This is a genomic window from Sphingobacteriales bacterium (assembly GCA_012517435.1).
Classification (GTDB): domain Bacteria; phylum Bacteroidota; class Bacteroidia; order CAILMK01; family JAAYUY01; genus JAAYUY01.
Window position 1 is genome coordinate 14095 of the sequence record JAAYUY010000147.1, and the last position, 22097, is coordinate 36191.

Sequence of the window (22097 nt, forward strand, 5' to 3'; positions counted from 1 at the left end):
TATCATATTTCTTTGTATTTAGGAGGCTGACCCAGCTTTGTTAACAATTCGTTCACTTCTTTTTTCAATTCAATATTCCTGCTCTCCCTGCCGACAGTCACGGAATACCAGCGCTGGAGTTCGTCCAGTTTTTCTCTCAGCTCTTTTTCCATCTTTCTCTTTTCGGTGATATCTACCATATAGCTCAGCACCAGTTTTTTACCACCTGCCTGAAGTAAAGATGAAAACATGATAAATTCTCTTGACATGCCATGATCTTTACTTTCAATTACAAAAGGAAAATTCAGGCTGTATCCTTTTTGCCTGAGTTCTTCAAAATGCCTGAAATGTTGCTCTTTCACCTGATCGCTCAAATTAAGAAACGGAACATCTTTCACATTAAAGCCGATAATAGCCTCTTTTTTCATATTCAAGGCATTCAGCAAAGCATCGTTGACATCAACGAATTGCATATTTTGCATATCTATCATAGCTCCCGGCAAAGGGCTCCCATGAAATGCCTTCGAGAATCTCTCCTCATTCTCGCTGAGCAGTTCTGCCATGCGTTTCTGATAAACCACTTCATACAATACATCAGCCATGTATTCAACAATTTCGAGATCGTTTTGGGTATAGTCTGCGGCTTTGTTTCCCACTCCCAGAACCGCAACAATTTTATTATTCCTGAAAACAGGGACAACCAACTCGCGGATCACTTCAGCATGCCCTTCAGGCATTCCTTTTTTGTTTGGTAACGACTGATAGTCATTATGAATGATGGCTCTTCGTTCCCTGATACAATCGACCCAAACGCCTGCTTCATTAATATTATAATGCAGCCCTGAGCCTTCAGCCTTGCAAAATTTCTCCTTTGTCTGCGTTGACCATGCCTGCAACTGCAGGTGTTGTTCATCTTCAGCCACGAAATGATAAAATCCTATATTGCTATCAACAAGATTTACAGTTTCATCCAGCATTTTCGTACAGGTTTCTTCAACATTATGATGAGCAGCGTATTCGAACAATCTGAGCCTGATATCTATCATTTTCTGTGCAAGACGCTCTTTGGTCTGGTCTCTGAACACGAGGACAACACCTAAAATATTACCATTTTCATCTTTGATAGGGGCGCCACTGTCGGCAATGGGTATTTCCTTTCCTGCTCTGGAAATCAGCAAGGTATGATTAGCCAGTCCGACCACCGTGCCCTCTCTTATAACTTTATCGAAGGGGCTTTCCACTTCCTGACGGTTTTCTTCGTTAATGATCCGGAAAACTGTCCTCAGGTGTTTGTGCCTTGCTTCTTTTTCGGAATAGCCGGTCAGGCGGGCAGCTTCCTCATTCAAACGCGTAACAATCCCTTTTTCATCAGTAATGATAACACCATCACCTATGCTGTAAATAGTTGTTTTCAGTAACTCTTCACTTTCTTTCAAGGCCAGTTCAGCCTGTTTTCTGATGGTAATATCCTGAAATGCGGTAGCAAACCTGTCAGGAGCAGGACAAAAGACACTGATGGAAAAATACTTGTTCAAAGGTTCAAAAAAGGTCTCAAAATGATAGGGGTCAGCGGTCCGGGCAACCTTTAAATATGTTTCAAAGTAAGGTGGTTCGTTGGTTTGATATGCTTCGGTTGCCAGTTTACCCACCACCTCAGAAGCTTTCAGATTTAGCAACTCCTCATATTTTCTGTTTACATTGAGGATTCTGTAATTGACTGCCTCGCCTTGCTCATTGTAAACAATCTCATGCAGGCAAATGCCATCATTGGTCGATTCAAACAAAGACCTGTATTTTTCTTCACTTTCTTCAATTGCTTTCTGTAATCTTCTTTCATCTGTCTGATCCCGGAAAACGAGGATGGTGCCTGTTATATTTCCACTTTCATCTTTTACAGGTGCGCCACTGTCGGCTATGGGAATTTCATTACCATCCCTCGAAATCAGTAAGGTATGATTGGCTAATCCAACAACAGAGCCTTCCCTTTTCACCCGATCAATAGGATTTTCAACTTCCTGCCGCGTATCTTCGCTGATGATCCTGAAAATCTCCGGAAGCTGACGATCAATGGCCTCTTGTTCACTATAGCCTGTAAGCCTTTCTGCTTCAGGATTCATGATTTCAATGAAGCCGTCCTTGTTTACAACCATTACGGCATCTCCGATGCTGTATAGTGTGGCTTTAAATTCTCCCTGAGTAGTGTAAAGTTTTCTGTAAATACCCGCCTGCCTTGATTTCATTATGAAAAGGCCGGTGAAAACAATAAAACCAAACAAAACGGCAAACAATACAATCAACAATGCAAGTTCATGATAAACATCATTATATAGTTCCTTCCTGTCTGTTTTAGCCACCATTACCCATGATGTGCCGGGGATTTGAGCCAGATAGGCAATGACCTTCACCCCACGGTAATCTTTTCCTTCAAACATGCCGGTCTGACCTCTCAATGCCCTGACGGCAGGTAAATTTGTGTTGCTTAAGGGAAATTTTATTTTCAAAGCAGCATCCTCATTAAACCTTAGCCTGTTCAGGAAAACCACACTGTCGCCATCCGCACGGGCAATAAGGGTTTCGGAAGATTTACAAGGAACCGGCCATTTGCTTAGCACGGGATATAGAAAAGAATCCGGAGAAACCCTGCAAACCAGCACTGCCAGAATATTTTGGTTATCATCATACACGGGGGACATAAAATCAATATGAATCTGCCGGTGAACCTTGCAGGAATAGAGGTCTGATGATATAACCTGCCTTTTCATTGCACACTCTTTTATTTTCTGTCTGAAAACCACATCGGTTTGAGCCGAATCAGGAACTGCAGAAAGCAGGATATTTCCATTCGTATCGGCAAGCAAGATGTTCTGTAAACTATGTAGCTTCTTGTTAATCAGCAGATTATAACAGATATCGAGACTGTCTTCAGAGAGTTTTTTTTCCAGCCATCGTTTAAAATAAAACTTTCGCAATTTGCCTTCTGATAACAATTTTGTGTCATGTAACTGGTCATTATACCATTCCGAAATATCATCTATTTTTAACCGTGCAATGGCTTGCAATTCATTCTTAAGCACCCGTTTTTCACTGTTTATTTCATTTTGGATATATATTACGGCACTTACAGTCAGAATGATAAGCAAAGAAATATACAGCAGTTTAAAGAGGGGGTTTTTGCTTTGTGGTAATTTTATATGGTTACTCATCCGGTAAATTTTTAATGCTCGTTCAGGAAAATGCCTCAAAAAATCAGTTCAAAGTTAAATAACACGAAAATAAAATACAAATTTTTTTATAAGTAAGAAAACATCAACGTTTTACCTTAGTATGAATAAAAATTTTACTGATAATATAGAAATACCCGAGAGAATTACTCCACTAAAAAACATCTGTTTCCATTAATTGATTTAACTTTGAAACGAAATAAAACGGAGTAAATACAGAAAAAACCTATTAAAATCAAAAATATGAAAAGGAAAATGCTTTTTTTACTGGTAATTGCCCTGACAGGATGCAAAGTAAGCAATTACTATCAGCTTTACACGACATCACCGGAAAACGGACAGTTAAGTGCGTCCAGTATCAGCTTTGAAGATGAGAACCTGCTGGTCAGCTACAATCTCTGGGGCGTTGGCGGGGATTTCAGCTTCAGTATTTATAACAAATCCTCAGAAGATGCCGTGATTGAACTCAGCAAATCATTTTATGTGATGAACGGGTATGCCAATGATTATTTTAAAAACAGGGTCTATACCAAATCAACCAACACGGGTGTTGTCAGTCCGCTGGTAACCACACCGGTGGCCGGTTCTATGTCGGGCTATTCCACTTCCTATTCCGAAAACCCGGAATTAATTATTCCGCCACAAACCAAAAAACTCGTTTCGGAATATACCATCAACAGCAGCTACTACGACCACTGTGATTTACCAAAATTCCCCCCGAGAAAAAACAACCACTCGCTGACTTTCACCAAGGAAACCTCCCCTTTTGTGTTTTATAATATCATTACCTATAGCCTCAATGGCATTGAAAAAAGAATTGAAAATCATTTCTTTGTCAGTGAGATTATCAACTTGCAGCAAAAAGATATGGTTAAACTGGAAGAAGTGAAAAGATGCGGGAAAAAAACAGGACTGATGACTCAGGTTTTTACCAAAGCCTCCCCTGAAAAGTTTTATATCCCCTATCTGAACCTGAGTACACCTCCCAAAAAATAGACCGGCAGAAGAAAGGTCAGATTTTTAACAAAACGTCATAGCGAATTGATTTTGAGAATTATCTGATATGGGTAATGGGTAATGAGTGATGGGTGATGTGTGATGGGTGGGTGGAGATCAATGAATGTTTTCAGAAAGCTTTGGAAAAAGAATGTTGAAATATTAATGAATAAAGCTAAAAGGTTGTTAAGGAAAAACTATCTGATGTTCTGACTTTATCTTTATTGCAGGTGAATCGCAAAAAAGAATCACTGCGATTGTCAATCGGTAAAATTCATGTTGTATAATTTCCGGTTACAGTTATTTTTGCAGGCCAATGAAAAGTAAAAATTTTTAAATTAAATTAAATTATGAGAAAAACAGCATTATTCAGCCTGATGATTTTAGTCATGATTTCCTGTGGAAAAAAACAGGCAAAAGTTACTGAAATCGACATCAACAAATTTGAAGAGCAAGCTGCTACCCTGGTGGATCAGCAAGTGAGTATGACCGGCATGGTAGTTCATATCTGCAAACATGGCGGGAAAAAAATGTTCCTTGTTGGTGAAAATCCGGACAATAAAATTGTTGTATTTGCCGGAGAGCAGATCAGTGAATTTCCTGTGGAACTGGAAGGCAAGAAAGTGAAGGTTTTTGGAATTATAAAAGAAGAAATCATCACCGAAGATACTATCAGGCAATGGGAAGCCGAAGATGCCGCCAACGACACAGCAAACAAAAGCATAGAAGTCAATGCCGGAAACGCCCAACCTGTTGATGCCAAAGCAGTGAAGGAAGGAAAAGTGGAAAATGTAGCTGTAAAAGATACAGCAAAATCAGAATGTATAGATGAGTCAGCCGAACATAAGGAAGGAAAATGCGAAGACGACCGCTATGCTGCCATCCGTCAGAAAATTGCCGAAAGCAAAGACGGCAAATACAGACGCTACTGGATAGAAGTAACTAAATTCGAAGAAGTTAAAGAATAACGACCTACCTTTAAAACATCCAAAGAGCTGTTTCCTCCGGAGACAGCTCTTTTTTTGAATTTTTTGCCATGAAAATAAACTGGAGAAAATGGAACAGGGTGATACACCGCGATTTGGGGTATTTCTTTTTTGGTGTTACCCTTATTTACGCCATTTCAGGTATCGCCATCAACCACAATGAAATCTGGAATCCCAATTACATCATTAAAGGGAAAGATATTTCGGTTAAACCTGTTGCAAAGGAAAGCATATCAAGAGATTATCTCGACAGTCTGATTACCGCTCATGGCGAAAGGGGTCTGAAAGGTTTTTATTTTCCGAAAGCCGGATTGGTAAAGGCTTTTTTCAAAGAAGGACAGATTGTTATTGATTATTCTACCGGAGAAGCACGGATAGAAAGCATAAGGAAAAGGCCTTTTTTCAATCAGATCAACTTTCTGCATTATGACCCGGGACGCTGGTGGACTTATTTTTCAGACATTTATGCCATTTCGCTGGCATTGATGGCTATCACAGGGCTTTTTATTGTCAGAGGTAAAAACGGACTGCTCTGGCGCGGACTCATTCTTGCCCTGGCCGGACTGACCATCCCCATTATTTTCCTGTTGTTTTTCAGGTAAATACAAACAAGCTTCAGTAGAAATAATCAACCAAAGGCAGGCAGATTTCCCTTCAAAACCATTATCAGGTTTCCTTTACTAAAATATATTGATTTTAAAGATTCTGCTTCCACGCTCAGTATCCACCCTGACCAGATAAATCCCCTGCCGGGCAGACGGAATTTCCATATAAAGCTGATTGCCCTGAACAAAATGTTTATCCGTTATCATCACTTTCTGCCCAATGGCATTGAAAACTTCGGCAGAGATAATGTTTTCCTCCGAAAGAATATAAAACTTCCCGTTATTCGGATTGGGATAGAGTGAAATATTCAGCTGTCTATTTTCTTCTGAAATACTGCCACATTCATACACATTCACATAACGGATAACAGAATCTGCCACATTCCCGCTGGCATCCTTTGCATGATAAACGATGTTGAAAAGCCCGACATAACGATTGGGCAAATATTCCTTGTAATAAGTACCTGTTACCAAGGCAGACGGATTCTTGTCATAGTTATCGGTTACATCGAACAACAGGTCTGACGTATCGGCTGTTTTATACCTGCATACATTCAAAACGCTGGCTCCCTTGAGTTTGATGACAGGCTTTATCCTGTCAACCACCTGAATGGTAAAGTTCAGATAGGCCTGATTTCCAGCTTTGTCGGAACAATAATAGATTAAAGTATAAAATCCAAGTTGCCGGGCAATACCATCCGGAAATGCCTGATAATAGCTGCCGGCAGAATCAATGTTAACAGATGGATCATAATTGTCGGTGGCTTTCACTTTCAGCCATGGGATTGCATGATCGACATCCACAATTACAGTATCCTGGTCATTGTATAAGGCTGTGAACTGAGGCCTGATGTCGTCATACACCACGACCACACGGGAAACAGAAACCGGACCGTTGCCACAGGAATCGCTGACGCTGTATTTTAAAACATAAGTGCCTGTTTTTGCTACATCTACATTGCCGGATATAGTAATACTGAGTTTTTTATCATAATTATCGGTTGCCGAAGCACCCGGATCAGACCATGTTGTAAAGACTCTGACAGAGTCAACAGACTTGCCAATCAGGTTTATCGCAGGAGGAATTCTGTCAATGACATAAACATCCCTGAGCACCGAAGCAATGTTTCCGGCCATATCCATCACCTGATACTGGATTTGATATTTGCCTAAAAATTTGTTTTTCAGCATGTTATTGATAATCGTATCGTAAATACCGCTACAGGAATCATAGGTTAAAAATCCCGGATCGAAATAAGTATCTCCTACATCAATGGTATCAGGATTGTTACCCAGTAATTTCAGATAAGGTGCATGTTTTTCAGGTGTGATAATGACAGTTCTTGTAGCCTGGCCATGGTTTCCGAAACTATCACGAACTGCATAATTTATCTGGTACGTACCAGGGGAAGTCCAGTCAACATTATCTGTTTTTAAAATCTGAGAGGTCATATTTCCGAAAAGATTTGAAACAGCAGTAGCTCCCGGATCATTGAATAAGGAGCATTGTTCAACAGAAACGGTATCGTTTCCTATCAGCGTCACAACGGGTGCCAGGGAATAATTCCTGATAATTACTTTATAGTCTTCAAATTCACCAATGAGATTTGTTCCGCAAGGCAGATTGGGAAATCCTGCAATACAGACCCCTATTCTCATTTTAGTCGGGCCTGTCTGAGCGTAGCCGGGTACCCTGATGGTATCCGTATATGAAAGTGAAGTACCGGAAGGCTGATATAGTACTTCTTCCCCCTGATCGTTGAAATCACCGTCAATATTCCAGTCAATCCAGACTTTTCGTGTCATGGCATTTAAATTTGTATTTCTGGAAATGGTGATGACATGTTTGGCATATTTGTCAAGGTATGTATAATAATCTTTGGAATAATCGCTATAAGCTTTTGATCCTGAAGAAGAGCTGCAATTGATAGTGCCTATTTGAACACGGTTTATACCGATATCACTGTTCAGGTTGTTGACCACCGGAATACAGTAATCAATCGGATAAACATAACAAGTTCTGGTAAATGTATCTTTGCTGCTCCCGTATGAAGCAATGAGGGTAATGGTATAACAGGTAGTTTCATTGAAGATAATCTTAGGATTGTTACCGTTCGGATAATCCGAAACAGGGGTAAAACTGGAAGGATTGATGTCCCATTTAAAACTATTGGCACAGCCTTTTGTCAGGTTGGTGAATAATACCTCATCTATTGATTTTCTTGGTTTTACATTGTCAGCAATGAAATCAGCCTGAGGAACTGTAGTCGGAGAAATAATGACAATATTTTTGACAAATACAGAATCGCCACCGCAGTTTTTAACTTTCAGTTTTACCGGATAAACCCCCGATGAATTAAAGGTATGTAATCCATCTTTTGCTGTTGACTGAGCAATACCGGTTCCTTCAAAATCCCATTCATAAATCAGGTCGCTTCCGGTGGATAAGTTCTGGAAAGCAATCTCAACCCCTACACAACCTGAGTCAGGGCCGGTAAAATAAGCCGCAGGTTTTGATACCTGAGACTGAGTTCCAAACCATTCTCCCAAAAATCCCTTGTTAGTGCCGTTTGCGTTGGTGGTAAACTGGAAAAACATTCTGCCGCTGGTAGCGGTAAGTGTTTTCGGAAAAGTACTGCTCGACAGGCTTCCGGTGAGTCCATTGGCTCCATAGGTATTGAAATCCCATAAAGGTGTCCCCTGACTTCCTGTGCCATCATATACTTTGAGATAATCACCCGAAGAAAGTTCAAATTCATAAAAGGTAAATGTCAGGGTATCGACACAGGGAGTCAGCTGGAGGGTACAATTCAGATTATTGGAATAGTCGCCCTGAGGTCCGGAGTCATCTGTCAGGAGTCCAAATGGAGAAATGGCAACTTCCGGCAAAACATACTGACACATGTATTGTAACGGTTTGACAATGATATATTTATTCACCCTGACGCTATCAACACCTTTTGAATTTTTCACGATCAGCCTGACATCATAAGCACCAGCCACTTCAAATCTGATGATAGGATTCTGGCTGTAACGATCGGTAAAATTGATAAAATAGAAGGTAGGAATATTACCGAGATAAGGATCGTTAAAGGTTTCAGGAAAAATCTTCCATTCCCATTCGGAGGGGCAGCCGGTGGAAGCATCAAAAAAATTGACCTCATCAAAAGGAGATATAATATTTTTATCACTGAGAAAAGCGGGAACAGGCTTACTCAGAGGTGCACGTATATATACCGTATGGGTAAATGTATCGCTTCCGTAACAATTGGTACTGATAAGCATGATGGTTGCCGAGGTCATATTCTTTGGAAAAACATGAACAAGGTTCAGTGAATTTGTATCATAAACTCCGTTAATATACCAGGCATGGCTGACCGGATCAAGAGCAGTGTATTTATTGAAAAAGGCCACAGGCGATTCATTGCAGATGGTATCCTGCGTGATAAAGCCTGCGGTTGGCTTTATCCCCTGATAGGTCGGTTCATCAGCTCCCAGAAATCCGGCATAGGGGCAACGTGAATCACCATCCACATCTTTACTGAGCCATGTTTTCTTTCCGATATACGGGGGCTGTGTGGATACCAGATGTAAATTAGCGGAAGAAATAAAATTGGGATTTTTCTGATCATAGGAATATTTGTCGTGCGGTACGGCAAAGTATGTATTATCTGTTTTGAAACCTGTCAGGTTCAGATAAGATTTGTTGTTGATAAAAAACTTACGGTTGGTGGTTCCGACATAATAATATAAATTAAAATCGAGCTGAGGCAATATGGTATATGAAAGCACCGTCATTGAAACCAGCAGGTTTTTATTGGAGCTGACAAGAATATTGTTGAAAATTTCGGAACCTCTCGTATAAAACAGACAGATAGCACTCGAAACGCTGTCATCATTCGTACCGTTAACCACAATAGAGTTGTTGTAAATTCTCAGCATTAAATCGTAATAGGAATAAATACCCTGTTGTAGGGCACTGTTGGAAAAATTGTAAATCATATTATTGATAATAAATGAGCTATCCGAAATAGCCGCATTTTCGGCATTCAGGGAAATACCACAACGCCCCGGATTGATAATATTCCCGTCAATGACGGTTCCTCCACAATAATAATCAGACATAATGCCTACGGCCTGAGCTGATTTCATATTGGTAATGGTATTGTACTGAATAGTCGTTCTGACCATACCCGACTGTAATATTGCCGCATAATAATGTTCGGAAAAATTATTTCCGATGACCTTGTTGTAATAGCCTAAAGATGAAGCTCCACCACTTAATCTGACACCGGTATGACCTCCGGTAATGCTGTTTTGATAAATCAGGTTGTTGTTGATATTCATATTCTGCCCGCTGCTGCCGTTTTCATCAAATGCAAGCAGAATGCCCGCCACAGTTGAACTGCTATAATTTCCGACCACAATCGAGCATTCTCTGATGGTGTTGTGATGAGAATTATTTCCGATATACACCCCCAGTTCATAGGAAGTTCCTGTGTTAATTATTTTCATTCTTCTGAAAGTTACATAGGAGCATCCGTTTAAAACCACTGTAGCCCTGTCGGAAGAAGAAACTCCGGCATAACTCAGGCTTACTTTAGTTACATCCTGTCCGTCAAAAGTAACCGTATTGGTGGATGACATCCCTGAAATATCAGGGATAACCACTCTCCCGTTGTAAGTTCCCGGCAATATGTTAAAAGTAACCGGACCTGAAATACCACAGTTTTGCATAGCGGCCACTGCAGCTCCAAAAGTCTGAAAATCACCATTGGTGCCAATAGTATAGGTTCCGCTGATGCCTGTGCAGATACCTTTAAGGATGGTATCATTGGTAGGATCAGAATCAGCACCTGTTCCATTCGGATTTGCAACCCAGACCTTTAACTGATGAGAGCCGGATGTACTTACATTTAATGAAGTGGTAAATTTATAAGATTTTGTTTCTCCCGGGGCAAGAGATGTTGTTATATTTGTTAAGGTTACAGGAGTTGAATTGTCAAGCTTAAATCCTGCATCAAATTTTGTGATGGTGTTTGTTGAGAGATTGGAGTATTTTATCCAGATAGTATTGGCTCCTGTTCTAAATACGATGGGGCTGTCAATACTGGTAAGTGCCAGATCAGTACCTCCGGGCTTTACAATGGTCAGGTTAAAATCTTCGGTTTCCCCATAAAACTGAGAAACACAAGGATCTGTCGGTATTGAATAATAATTTGTCCTGATTCGCACTCTCTTCACACCTATGGATACAGAAGAAGGCACGTACATGGTTCCGGTAGCGGAAGTGGAACTGGTTGTTGTACTGAAAATACTTTCGCCTGCATCGGCAAAATCCCCGTCATTGTTCCAGTCGGCCCAGATAATAATACCGGTCTGTAAAAGACCAGCCAGGCCTATCGTAAAAGTGATGGTATCGGATGGAACTCCCACAAACATGTCTTGATGAAGCACATAGGAATTAGCAGAACATCCATTGTTGGGAAGGTTCAGATTGGTTACCGCTCCTGAGGTAACGACAGTGAGGATGGGGGCATAAAAACAATTGCTTGACGGAATACAATAATTTTGTGCAAGCAAAAAATGAGTATTAACAAATAATACTAAAGCCAATGATGATAAAAGTCTTTTCATAATCTGATTGATTCTAATAAAGATTGAACTTACAAATATAATTATTTAAACGGGAGTCCGGTCAATATTTCTTCATCCATGATTCGACCAACAGGATAAAGGCCAATACGGTTGTCCCAGTAAGGTGATTTGCTGTAAAACCAGTTAAGTATTTCAAAACTGTTGCCGGCAAATTTTTCATCTTTCATCTTTTCCTGAAATTCTTTTTTCAGATTTTCGTCTTTTGCCAGCATTTCCCGTGCTAATTTCTCCATGACATAGCTTTCGCTGTATTCCTTTTGTTCAAAAATACTGTTAAAAAAGCCCCAGAAAACATAACTGGAAGGCCCCTGAGGTTCAAGTGCGTGAATAGCCACCTGAGCCGAAGGCTGCCTGAGTCTGATAATGGCAGAGCCTTTGGGAAATGTTACCACTTCAGTGGAGGATGTCAGATCAAAGCGGGTTACGGTTTGTCTGCCTTCATAAGGTTTGTTACTGAATTCAGGGTTGTTCAGGCGGTATAACTCTACTTTAATTTTTGCAGATTGTGAAAGGTAATCCATTCTGACTCCCAGTATTTCAAGCCTTTTAATGACTTCTTGCCATTGAGGCGGAATGATGTAAGCTGCCGGAAGGTCAATCATTACCGAAGGCAATTGACGGTTGAAATAAGGAATCTTAAACTCTTTTGGTTTATTGGAATATCTGAACCAGTCTCCCCCACTTAAATCACTCTTAACCACCTCATAATCAAAACCTTTAAAGCTAACAATGGTGCTGTCGGGTGATGGTGTCCATTTTAAAATATATTTGCTTTGCATGAAAGATTTTGACCCTACATAAAAATCAGCTTCCCGTATAAGATTTTTAAGGTTTCTTGATTCTTTGTTCAATACCTCAAGGGTATATTTCAGCATGCTGATGGTGGCATCAACCCTTGTTTTGTAATCTTTCAACATGTGGTTCTCAATCAATAAGCCAGGCCTGTTTTGAAGGGCAGTATAGCCATGAGATAAAACCGGACTTCCGACCCAACTAATCAATCCGCTTCGCGGATCATGCCATTTTCTGAAAATCACATAAGGGAAAATGGGGATTTTATCCTTTTCCATTTTATCGCTGACATATTTCAGAAACACATTTTTCTGCCAGTCGGTCAGTGATTCTTTCATGTTTCCGAAAATTTCGAGATGATAGGTCAGAACATACTGATAGTCAGCACCATCAGTGGAGTGTATATCTATAAAAAAATCGGGGAGCCATTCGTTAAACAAGCTATGCCATGCCTGAATCTCAGGCGCATCTGCTTTGAGGTAATCACGGTTGAGATTGAGGTTGGTGGCATTGGTGCGGAAGCCCATTTCCTCCGGCCCGTTTTGATTGATTCTGTTGTATTTACCAAAATGTTCATGTCCGTCAACATTCAGGATAGGAATAAACAAAATGGTAACATTTTTTAGTAATTCGCTGTATTTTTTATCAATGACCATATCCCTGAAAAGTACCAGTCCTGCATCTTTTCCGTCAATCTCTCCGGCATGAATTCCTGCCTGTATCAATACGATAATCTTTTCAGTCTGTTTTACTTCCAGTGGTTTTTTCATTCCGTCACGGTCGATAATCAGCAAAGGAAGATCCCTGCCTTCGGGCGATTTGCCAAAAGAGGTGAAATAAACCCAATCGGAGGCTTTATCGAGCCGTTTACAAAACTCAATGGTTTCATCATAGCGGGGAGTTGCCTTGAACCCCGATTTTTCGTAAAAAGTTTGCCAGTCTTCTTTCTGCGAAAATGCACTGAAAGAACCTAAAATAATGCTGAAAGCAAAAAATGATTGTAAAAACAGCCTCATAATCAATCGTTTATTGATGAACTTTTTTATAAAATTTTTTCGAAGTATAATCAAACCGGATGGCATAGTAAAAGAAATAGATGGCTGCACTCAACATGCTGAATCCGAGTGCAAAAAAGAAAACCGAAAGCGGAAAATGAGGAATATTGAACCTGTAAACAGTCAGAATGCCTAACACCACCATAAATGCCATGATTCCGTAAGACTTCCAGTCGAAAAATCCAAAAATGCAGGCATAATTGGTTTTTGAGATAATACGGAAAGTATGTTTTTTTATCAGCCTGAAGAAAACAAAATAGAAAAAGATCAGGTATGAAGGCAGGCTTAATGCAGCAAAAAGCCAGAAACTATCAGAACCCATTAAAAAATACTTTGACGACAACATCAGAATTCTGACCGAAACCATTAGCCAGAAAAGTCCGGCAACGATTAGTAATACTCTTTTGGGAACAGCCGGATTAAGTTTTTTGGCAAGACTTTTAAAATTATCCATTGTTCTGTAAATAATGACAATGCTTTTGAACTTTCAAAAGTAGAAAAAAATTACTATTGGACATAACATTAAGAGTTCATGCACAATTTAAACCGAAGAATGTAGCGAAGAATAATCTCAGCAATCTGACATCTGACTGCGGGATAATTATACCAAAATCCGAAATTCTGTTCAATTGTCAGTCTGAAATTAATTAGGTTTGCCGTAAAATTAAATCCTGAAATAACCAGCCGGATGCTTAATAATAAATCAGTTGCTGTGGTCGTTCCAGCCTATAATGAGGAAAAACAAATAGAAAAAGTTTTATCGACCATGCCAGCCTTCGTTGACAGAATCATTGTCGTAGATGATTGTTCAACTGATCGTACTTATCAGATAACCGAAAGTTTCAGGGAAAAACTTGGAAAATCTGACATAACACTGAAAATCAATTCTTTAAAAGAAAGAAACGGTTACAATCATGCCGATTATATGGTTGAAGAGCTGATGAAAAAAGAATCGGAAGAGCTTCCTCCTTTTGAAATCATTGAAGGAGAAGAGAATGACCGGCTCATCAGCATCAGACTGAAAGAAAACAGTGGTGTGGGTGGTGCCATTGCAAGGGGATATAAATGGTGTAAAGACAAAGGTATTGAGTGTTGTGCGGTGATGGCAGGCGATGGACAAATGGACCCGGAAGAACTTGAATCCATCGTTTTGCCGGTGCTGACTGGCGAAGCTGATTACGTCAAAGGCAACAGGCTGATACACAAAAGTGCCCCGTATATCATTCCCCGAACAAGATTTTGGGGCAATTCAGTTTTATCCATACTTACCAAAATTGCTTCAGGATACTGGCATGTGAGCGATACACAGTGCGGATATACGGCTATTTCACTTAAAGCATTGCATTCCATTGAATTACATAAGATTTACAGGCGTTATGGCATGCCAAACGATTTACTGGTTAAACTCAACATTGCCCAGTGCAGGTTAAAAGAAGTGGAAATAAAACCTGTCTATCACATCGGAGAAACATCCAAATTGAAACCTTTCAGAGTAATTCCCACCATTTCGTGGTTACTTATAAAGTCTTTCTTTCACAGGCTTTGGCAAAAATACCTTTTAAGAAATTTTCATCCACTATTTATCCTTTATCATATAGGTTTTCTCCTCTTTTTTGCCCTCATTCCCTTTATTATCTATATGGTTCCACTCATGTTCATGCCGGGACGACAAATTTCAAACAGTATTATGTTTATTGTATTGTTCATCACCATTTCCATGCTTCAGTCCATCTTATTCGCCATGTGGATGGACATTCAGGACAATGAACGTTTATATAAAGATTGACCATAATGCCGGCAATATTGAATAAACCTTTAAAGTTCTGGCTGAACCTGCTCATTTATCTTGCCTTTATTTTTCTAATCTGGATGCTTGTAAAATTTGATTATTTTTCATTAAAAGGATTGAAAATCAATATTTTAAATTTGATTTTATCCTTACTCTTTCTTTTTACCGGCTATCTGTTTTTACCGAAGGCATGGCAAAATATATTAAGGCATCACCGAATAAATGTATCATACAAAGAATCAGTCGTTTCTGAAGGAAAACCCATTTTTGCAAAGTATTTACCCGGAAAATTTATGGTTTTAATCGGGCGGGCCGGATACATCAGTCTGAAAGGGGCTCCCCTGACCCAAACCTCTATCATCTCATTCAAAGCACAGATGATTTCATTGATCGTTAATCTTTTAATCGGATCGGTAGTAGTATTTGTTCTGCCTGTAACTGTAACCGAAATGATAGTCTGGTTTGGCCTGACCCTTTCCATTTTCCTGATTCTTTTTATCAGACCCGTTCACAATCTGGCTGTCAGACTGGTTAAAACAATCTTCAGAAGTTCAGCAACAGTAAACTTCATCAATATCAGGGAGAGTCTGCTTGCAGGCTTTTGGTATGTTGCTGCTTATTTTTTCTGGGGGCTGGGCTTCACTTTTCTTTGTTTAAGCATAAGCGGAAAGCTGATGGCAGTTGATTTACCTTTGTTTTCACTGGCTACCTCTGTTTCCATCATTGCTTTTATTTTTCCCGGAGGACTGGGCATCAGAGAAGGAACATTGGTTTATTTTCTGGTTAAATCAGGCTTAAGCCCGGAATTATCGGCTACAATTTCTGTTTTATCCAGATTATGGTTTTTATGCGGTGAAATTTTTTATTTCGCTTTAGCCTTTTTACTGGAAAAGAGGTTAAAAAATCTCACCGGCAAAAGCATGAATGACCTCAATGACAATTAAAATAATAACTATCCACTCAAGTATTTCACCCTTGCGGTGATACAACATTTCGATAAAAATTTCAAGGTTGTCCCTGATAATTTCCACATTTTGAATAATCAGATGCGTACGGGTTTTGATTTTAAAAATTTCTTTCAGTTCTTCGTCCAGGGTTTCAAGATATTCATTATCCCAAGCATTTGGCGGAGAATCAATCTCATACAGGTTTTCACTGATCCGGTTGTTGATACTCAGTGCTTTGCCCACAAATTTTTTCAGTCGTGTCATGCCAATCTTAAAACTGCCATACTTTTCAAGTTTAAATGTGTATTGCTGTATATCTTCCAGCAATTTCTCCGTTTGTTTTTTATAATAGGTAAGTGTAACACTCTGGGCAAGGTTAAGCATAATGGTTTTAATGGCTTCATAATCAAATTCAGGAATGAGTGTTTTGTAATAACCTACTTCTATTTTCTCATTTCCGGTCAACACCTGATACACTTCTCCGATACGCTCAGGCAATGGATTGGGGCTGCACTCCAGAATTTGCTGATATAATGAGGCTACCTCCTCTTCATTGTAGCCTAAAAAACAAACTACTCCATATTTGAATAAATAAATGACCTGATTGTTCTCATTTCCCCACAATATCTCATGTCTGTTCATTTTCAATATTTGTCCGGGAAACAAATGTTCAAAATTTTTAATGTTGTTCCATTCGCTGAACTGATAAGCTATTGCTCTCATTTTATTTAAAATTTTTCAGTGAAAAACCGGATTGACAATCCATTTACGAAAGCAAATTTACAGGTGTCATTTTCTGGTTCAAAATTTATTTAATCACATAGCCATTTCATGTCATGTCATTATTCGTAACAAATTGATGTTGAAGTTGATCCGAATAAGATACTGATGCCTGCTTTCAGAACATTGCGGAATATTTCGATGTGACGAAGTTAAAACTCTGCAAACTGGCCGTTAAAATAAATCTGTCTGTTGGGTTAATTTAAACTTTATTAGGGAATGATCACTGAGCACATGAAAAAAAGTCTGAAACTTTTTTAAAAAATCAAAAATCACATTTCAAAAGAATAAAATGAAACCCCTTCTATCAAAATGAAAATCAATAATTTACAATATAGAATTTGCAAAGCCTCCAAAGCAGTTTTTATTTTTGAATCGAAATTTTAAAAGTTGACGACCATGAAAACAATGAAACAAATTCTGATGGTGACAATTGTAGCAAGCATGATTAATACCAATGGACTTGCTCAGAATGTCGGTATTTCTGATGATGGAAATTCATTCACGCCAAACAGTACATCTGTTCTTGAACTGAAATCTACTTCAAAAGGTATTCTGATCCCAAGAATGACCAATTCAGATCGTGTGGCTATCTCATCACCTGCTACTGGTCTGATGGTTTATCAGACGGATGGGAATGCCGGATTTTGGTTCTATAACGGGACACAGTGGACCAAAATAGGTACCGAAGATGCAAATCCTGTCAGTAAAACAGTCAGCTGTACATTAACCACCAATGAAACACTTGTACTCGCAAGCAACGACATCACTATTACCTTGCCTGCCATTAGCTCTGCCAATAACGGTTTGGCTATCACCATTAAAAATGTTGGGTCTTATAAAGATCTGATAGTAATTCAGCCTAACTCAGGCAGTTATATTGACAGTAAAAACAGTACAAAGCTCTACAGATGGGAATCGAAAACATTTCTGGCAGTCAATGGCGAGTGGATGATTAAAGAAAAGGATTTAAGCCCGGAAAACGTTTTTGATGTATCACCCAATGGCAGTTGGACTACACTGGATGAAATAATAGAGTTTCTGGATGAACACATGTCAAATGCTTCAATTGTCAGATTAAATTCAGGTACATATTCCATTTCCTCAACCATTACGATTGATCTGCCCTACAGCCTGACGATAGAAGGAATCTCCTACGGCAGCGCAATCATTCAGTCTGCCTCCGGACTTGATGATCAACCCATGTTCGTCTGTGAAAGCGAATGTTATTTCAAAATGCTGACTTTTGACGGATCTGGTCTGAGCGGATATGGTTCCAGTGTCAATGAAGATGCTATTCATTTTAACGGAAGTGGTACTTATAATGAAGTGAAAGACTGTGTATTCAGCACTTTTTACAGGGGTATTACCGTAACAACAGATGCAGAACTCTGGATTTTTGAAACTGATTTTGAAGATATGACTTTTGCAGGAATACAAATCAAAAGTTCAACGTCAGGAACTACCTTTAAAATCTCCGAATGCGACTTTATGAATTGCAGAAGAGGCCTCGAACTGAATAAAGGATCGGAAATTACGGCTTCAATCATGAATTGTGGTTTCTATAATGAACAGGGAACTGATACGGCTGTTACCTATTATGGAGGTAATATTTCTTTTTCAGACCTGTTTTTTACCAATAATACATGGAACTATACCGGCAAATTCTTCGAAGGATACGACTTTACCAGATCTGACGGACGCGATGCCAATATCAAAATTCTGAACAATTCAGGAATTGAAGACCAGAACCCCAAATGCAAGATAAATGTTAACAATAATTCTTCTACTACAAATATTTCTTGTTCCGGAACATGGTATAAAGCACAGTGGACAAATACCTCATACCTCACCTGTAAGTTTGCAGTAAATAATAACAGAATCACCTATCAACCGAACAACAAAATGTATGGCATGTTCATTATCACAGGAAATATTTCAGTAAGTTCGACAAGCCGGATAATTTCAATCGGACTCGTGAAAAACGGAAATACCGGTGTACGCTATGGCGAATGCGACCTGAGACCATCGGCTGCCAGTTCTCCCATGCAATTTGCAACGGTGATATTTGTGGGCGATATCTCTCAAAATGATTATTTTGAAGTGTATTGTGCAGCAAATGCTTCCTGTACTGTTACCTTCCAGGATGTGCAGTGGTTTACTGTAACTTATTAAAATGCCTGAAAGTCAGAAAAATGGTTAATTATCACCAAATAAAAATTACAGTCATGAAAAAGATCATCATCATCATCGCCTGTCTGATTACACAGCTACCGGTGATAACATATAGCCAATTCATCAACAATGGTGGGCACATCAGCCTGACAAACGGTTCAGCACTGGTAATCAATAATATGAATTTCACCAACCAAAGCAGCACATACAGCGGAGACATCACCAATTCAGGGAAAATATTCATCAGCGGAAACTGGACTAATTCTGCAAGTGATGGCCAGCTTTTCGATTCAACTGCTTCAGCGGGTGAAGTCATATTCACCGGAAGTTCAGCTTATACTATTTCAGGTGCCCCTACCCACTTTTATAAACTGTCCATCGACCAGAACGCATCGGTTGATGTGGCTGCAGCTAATCTGATAAAAGTTTACAATGACCTGACCAACAATGGCACCTTTACCCTGAAGTCGAATACCAGCCGCACCGCCATGCTGATTGATGCAGGAAGTCCTGACAACCTCAAAGGCTCAGGGACATACCGCTTTGAACGATATATCCCTCAGGATGGCTGGCATTATGTATCCACTCCTTGTGTTTATACCAGTAACAGCGTTAACGTTTTCTGGGGGGCTGCCCTTTACGACTACAATGAAACCACCAAAAGCTGGAATAAAAAGACAAACAACCAGCAATTGGATGTCATGCGTGGCTACGATGCATATTTTAAAAACGGAGCTAAAACAGTGGTTTTTGAAGGAAAATATAATACAGGGCAGATTTCAATCAGCCTTACCAAAAACGGGGATGGATACAATTTTGTCGGGAATCCTTATCCTACAACTGTTAACTGGGATGAATCTTCAGGTTGGGTAAAAACAAATGTTGACAATGCCATTTATATCTGGGATCCTACACTCAACAGCGGACAAGGCGATTATATGGAATATGTCAATGGTGTAGGGAACCGTGGTGGTACACGCTTTATTCCGGCCACTCAGGCTTTCTGGGTAAAATGCAACAGTGCATATGGCGGATCGCTGACCATTAAAAATCAGGCAAAATGTTCCAATAGCTCAGTTTATTTCAGATCCGCTGACCAACAGAATGAAATTCTCAGGATTAAAGCCATACAACCACCTTATGATAATGAAGCCACCATCAGCCTGAATCCTGACGCCACTTCAAACTTTGACGGGCAATATGATGCCCTTAAAATCTTTCACAACAATATTTCCATCCCGCAGATATATACGGTAAGTTCAGACAATAAAGAGCTGGCTATCAATTCGTTGAATATTCCTGAAAAGGCCGATGGCATTCCATTGGGACTAAAACCCGGACAGGACGGAAAATGCACCCTTTCTTTCAACCTGTCTGAAATTTCTCCAATGACAGATGTTTATCTGGAAGATAAATTCAGCGGAAGGTTTATTGATCTCAGAGCCAATCCCGTCAATGTTTTTGATGTGCTGATGAGTGACAATCCTGACCGCTTTGTCATTCATTTTGCAAGAATTCAGTCCGTCAGCGGAATAGATGAAAAAAAGCCTGGTGAAAAGAATGATGTTTACAGCTATTATGCCAATGGAAATATTTATGTCTTCTCTGCCGATGAGATGCTGAATACGACTTATAAAATCTTCGATCTGTCCGGAAGGGAAATTAAATCCGGCAAAATCAACGGGAAAGGTGTTAGTCCGGTTTTATTCAATGTAAGCAAAGGTATTTATCTGGTCAACCTGAACAATAATGGCGAGGCAGAAACCTATAAGATCGTAGTAACACAATAGACACAGGAAAAGTAAGCACATCATACCGGAAAAGTTACAGGCTGGGTCATAAATCAGGCTCAGCCTTTTTTTTAGTTTAAAATTCAGCGAGATCTAACCCGGATTAAACCTAATTATCGGACAGAGAAATTCTTTCGGTTTTTATCCCGATATAATATTGATTTTCAGGTCTAATGTATCAACTCACCCCCGGCCCCTCTCTTTCGAAAAGAGAGGGGAGTTCATCACGTTAACAAATTTTGCCATGAAAAACTAAATAAGAGAAGTCTCATCAGGACGAAACTGTTAATATATCAACTCACCCCCGGCCCCTCTCTTTCAAAAAGAGAGGGGAGTTAATCACGTTAACAAATGTTGCTAAGAAAAAAATAAGAGAAGTTTCGTGTATAAAAATGATTTTTAGTTAATTGCGTTTATGAAATCCCGGCAAAATCAGCATCAGGCTTGCCAGTAATAAAATCGAACCAAGTATTGCCTTAAGTGTATGTTTATCAGCAAATCCAAGAAAATAAACCCCTAAAATTATCCCTGACAGTGAACCCACTGACATGATAACTGCAATGATGATAGATTTAAGTGGTAAATACCCATAGCTTCTGTACGTCAATGCTCCTGAAAATACGGTAGGAATGGACACCAGCAGACTGATGGTGCCGGCAGTTTTAATGGGTAAGCTGAAGAGATACATCAACAAAGGGATTCTCATTTCACCACCTGCCACGCCAATTCCTACACTGATGGCTGCGATGAGGAAGCCTGTTACAACTGCAAATGTATATTTTACATAGCTGCTTAATGCAATTGAGGTGATTTCTTTTTGAGAAACAGCTTCATACAACATCCACAAACCAACCACAATCAGGTAAATATAAATGAATGCAGAAATAATCCTGTTAGAAATCAGTCTTACTTTCCTGACTCCGAAATATGAGCCAATCAGCGAAGCCAGAATAAATACAACACCCAATATCCAATCATCTGTGTGTATTTGTGCAAAACTTTTCCATCTTTTAAAAAAAGCAAAAACAACTGTAAAACAGCCAACTATCAGATTTACAGCGGCTGCAGTTTTAGCATTCTTTTTAAACAACCACATCAGGTAAGGCATCCGGAACTCTCCCCCGCCTACCCCAATCAGACCAGCAGCCACTCCGGTTGCAAATCCTACAGTCAACGTTAAAACGGATTGAAAAAATGAAAACTTACCTGAGTTTTCTGTTGGCAGCTTTGATTCGGATGTTTGCTCGTTAATCATAAGTTTGGATTTAACGGCAAAAGTAAGATATGTATGCCAAGCATTCATAAATTTTGCAGATTTCTCTCA

13 protein-coding genes are annotated in these 22097 nt (G+C 39.5%); 7 read left to right on the forward strand and 6 right to left on the reverse strand.

All coding sequences use genetic code 11. The features are described from left to right. Window positions 1-2: 2 nt before the first annotated feature. Window positions 3-3182: a PAS domain S-box protein gene (locus GX437_08310; GenBank protein NLJ07656.1), complete on the reverse strand. Its 3180-nt coding sequence runs from the start codon at window positions 3180-3182 to the stop codon at window positions 3-5. Between the two features lie 261 nt (window positions 3183-3443). Here GX437_08310 and GX437_08315 point away from each other — a divergent pair, with 261 nt between their 5' ends. From GX437_08315 to GX437_08325, 3 genes are all read left to right on the forward strand, one after another. Continuing rightward, window positions 3444-4196, forward strand: coding sequence for a hypothetical protein (locus GX437_08315; GenBank protein NLJ07657.1), 753 nt, complete (start codon window positions 3444-3446; stop codon window positions 4194-4196). Window positions 4197-4546: 350 nt separating this feature from the next. After that, window positions 4547-5164 carry a hypothetical protein gene (locus GX437_08320; protein NLJ07658.1) on the forward strand — a complete coding sequence of 206 codons (618 nt, stop codon included), beginning with the start codon at window positions 4547-4549 and terminating at the stop codon, window positions 5162-5164. 68 nt (window positions 5165-5232) lie between these two features. Next, a complete protein-coding gene (locus tag GX437_08325) occupies window positions 5233-5784 on the forward strand; it encodes a hypothetical protein (GenBank protein ID NLJ07659.1) in 552 nt (183 codons plus the stop codon). 78 nt (window positions 5785-5862) lie between these two features. On the opposite strand, the gene GX437_08330 is transcribed toward GX437_08325, so the two are convergent. The 3 genes from GX437_08330 to GX437_08340 are packed head-to-tail and all read right to left on the reverse strand — an operon-like array spanning window position 5863 to window position 13746. Further along, on the reverse strand, window positions 5863-11424 hold the full coding sequence (locus tag GX437_08330) for a DUF5011 domain-containing protein (GenBank protein ID NLJ07660.1): 5562 nt from the start codon (window positions 11422-11424) through the stop codon (window positions 5863-5865). Between the two features lie 41 nt (window positions 11425-11465). Next, entirely contained in the window at window positions 11466-13253 is a 1788-nt protein-coding gene (locus tag GX437_08335; GenBank protein ID NLJ07661.1) for a M14 family metallopeptidase, read from the reverse strand. 10 nt (window positions 13254-13263) lie between these two features. Beyond that, on the reverse strand, window positions 13264-13746 hold the full coding sequence (locus tag GX437_08340) for a hypothetical protein (GenBank protein ID NLJ07662.1): 483 nt from the start codon (window positions 13744-13746) through the stop codon (window positions 13264-13266). 234 nt (window positions 13747-13980) lie between these two features. Between GX437_08340 and GX437_08345 the strand changes: the two genes are divergently transcribed. Together GX437_08345 and GX437_08350 are read left to right on the forward strand one after the other, a co-directional pair. Beyond that, on the forward strand, window positions 13981-15078 hold the full coding sequence (locus tag GX437_08345; protein NLJ07663.1) for a glycosyltransferase: 1098 nt from the start codon (window positions 13981-13983) through the stop codon (window positions 15076-15078). Window positions 15079-15083: 5 nt separating this feature from the next. Beyond that, entirely contained in the window at window positions 15084-16025 is a 942-nt protein-coding gene (locus GX437_08350) for a hypothetical protein (GenBank protein NLJ07664.1), read from the forward strand. Here GX437_08350 and GX437_08355 read toward each other — a convergent pair. After that, entirely contained in the window at window positions 15978-16751 is a 774-nt protein-coding gene (locus GX437_08355) for an RMD1 family protein (protein NLJ07665.1), read from the reverse strand. The genes GX437_08350 and GX437_08355 overlap by 48 nt on opposite strands. A gap of 456 nt (window positions 16752-17207) precedes the next feature. Between GX437_08355 and GX437_08360 the strand changes: the two genes are divergently transcribed. Together GX437_08360 and GX437_08365 are read left to right on the forward strand one after the other, a co-directional pair. Then, complete coding sequence (locus GX437_08360; GenBank protein ID NLJ07666.1) at window positions 17208-18983, forward strand: hypothetical protein; 1776 nt, start codon at window positions 17208-17210, stop codon at window positions 18981-18983. A gap of 53 nt (window positions 18984-19036) precedes the next feature. Further along, window positions 19037-20773, forward strand: a complete 1737-nt coding sequence (locus GX437_08365; GenBank protein ID NLJ07667.1) for a T9SS type A sorting domain-containing protein — start codon at window positions 19037-19039, stop codon at window positions 20771-20773. A gap of 403 nt (window positions 20774-21176) precedes the next feature. Here the strand turns inward: GX437_08365 and GX437_08370 are convergent, their stop codons facing one another. After that, complete coding sequence (locus GX437_08370) at window positions 21177-22028, reverse strand: sulfite exporter TauE/SafE family protein (protein NLJ07668.1); 852 nt, start codon at window positions 22026-22028, stop codon at window positions 21177-21179. Window positions 22029-22097: the final 69 nt, after the last annotated feature.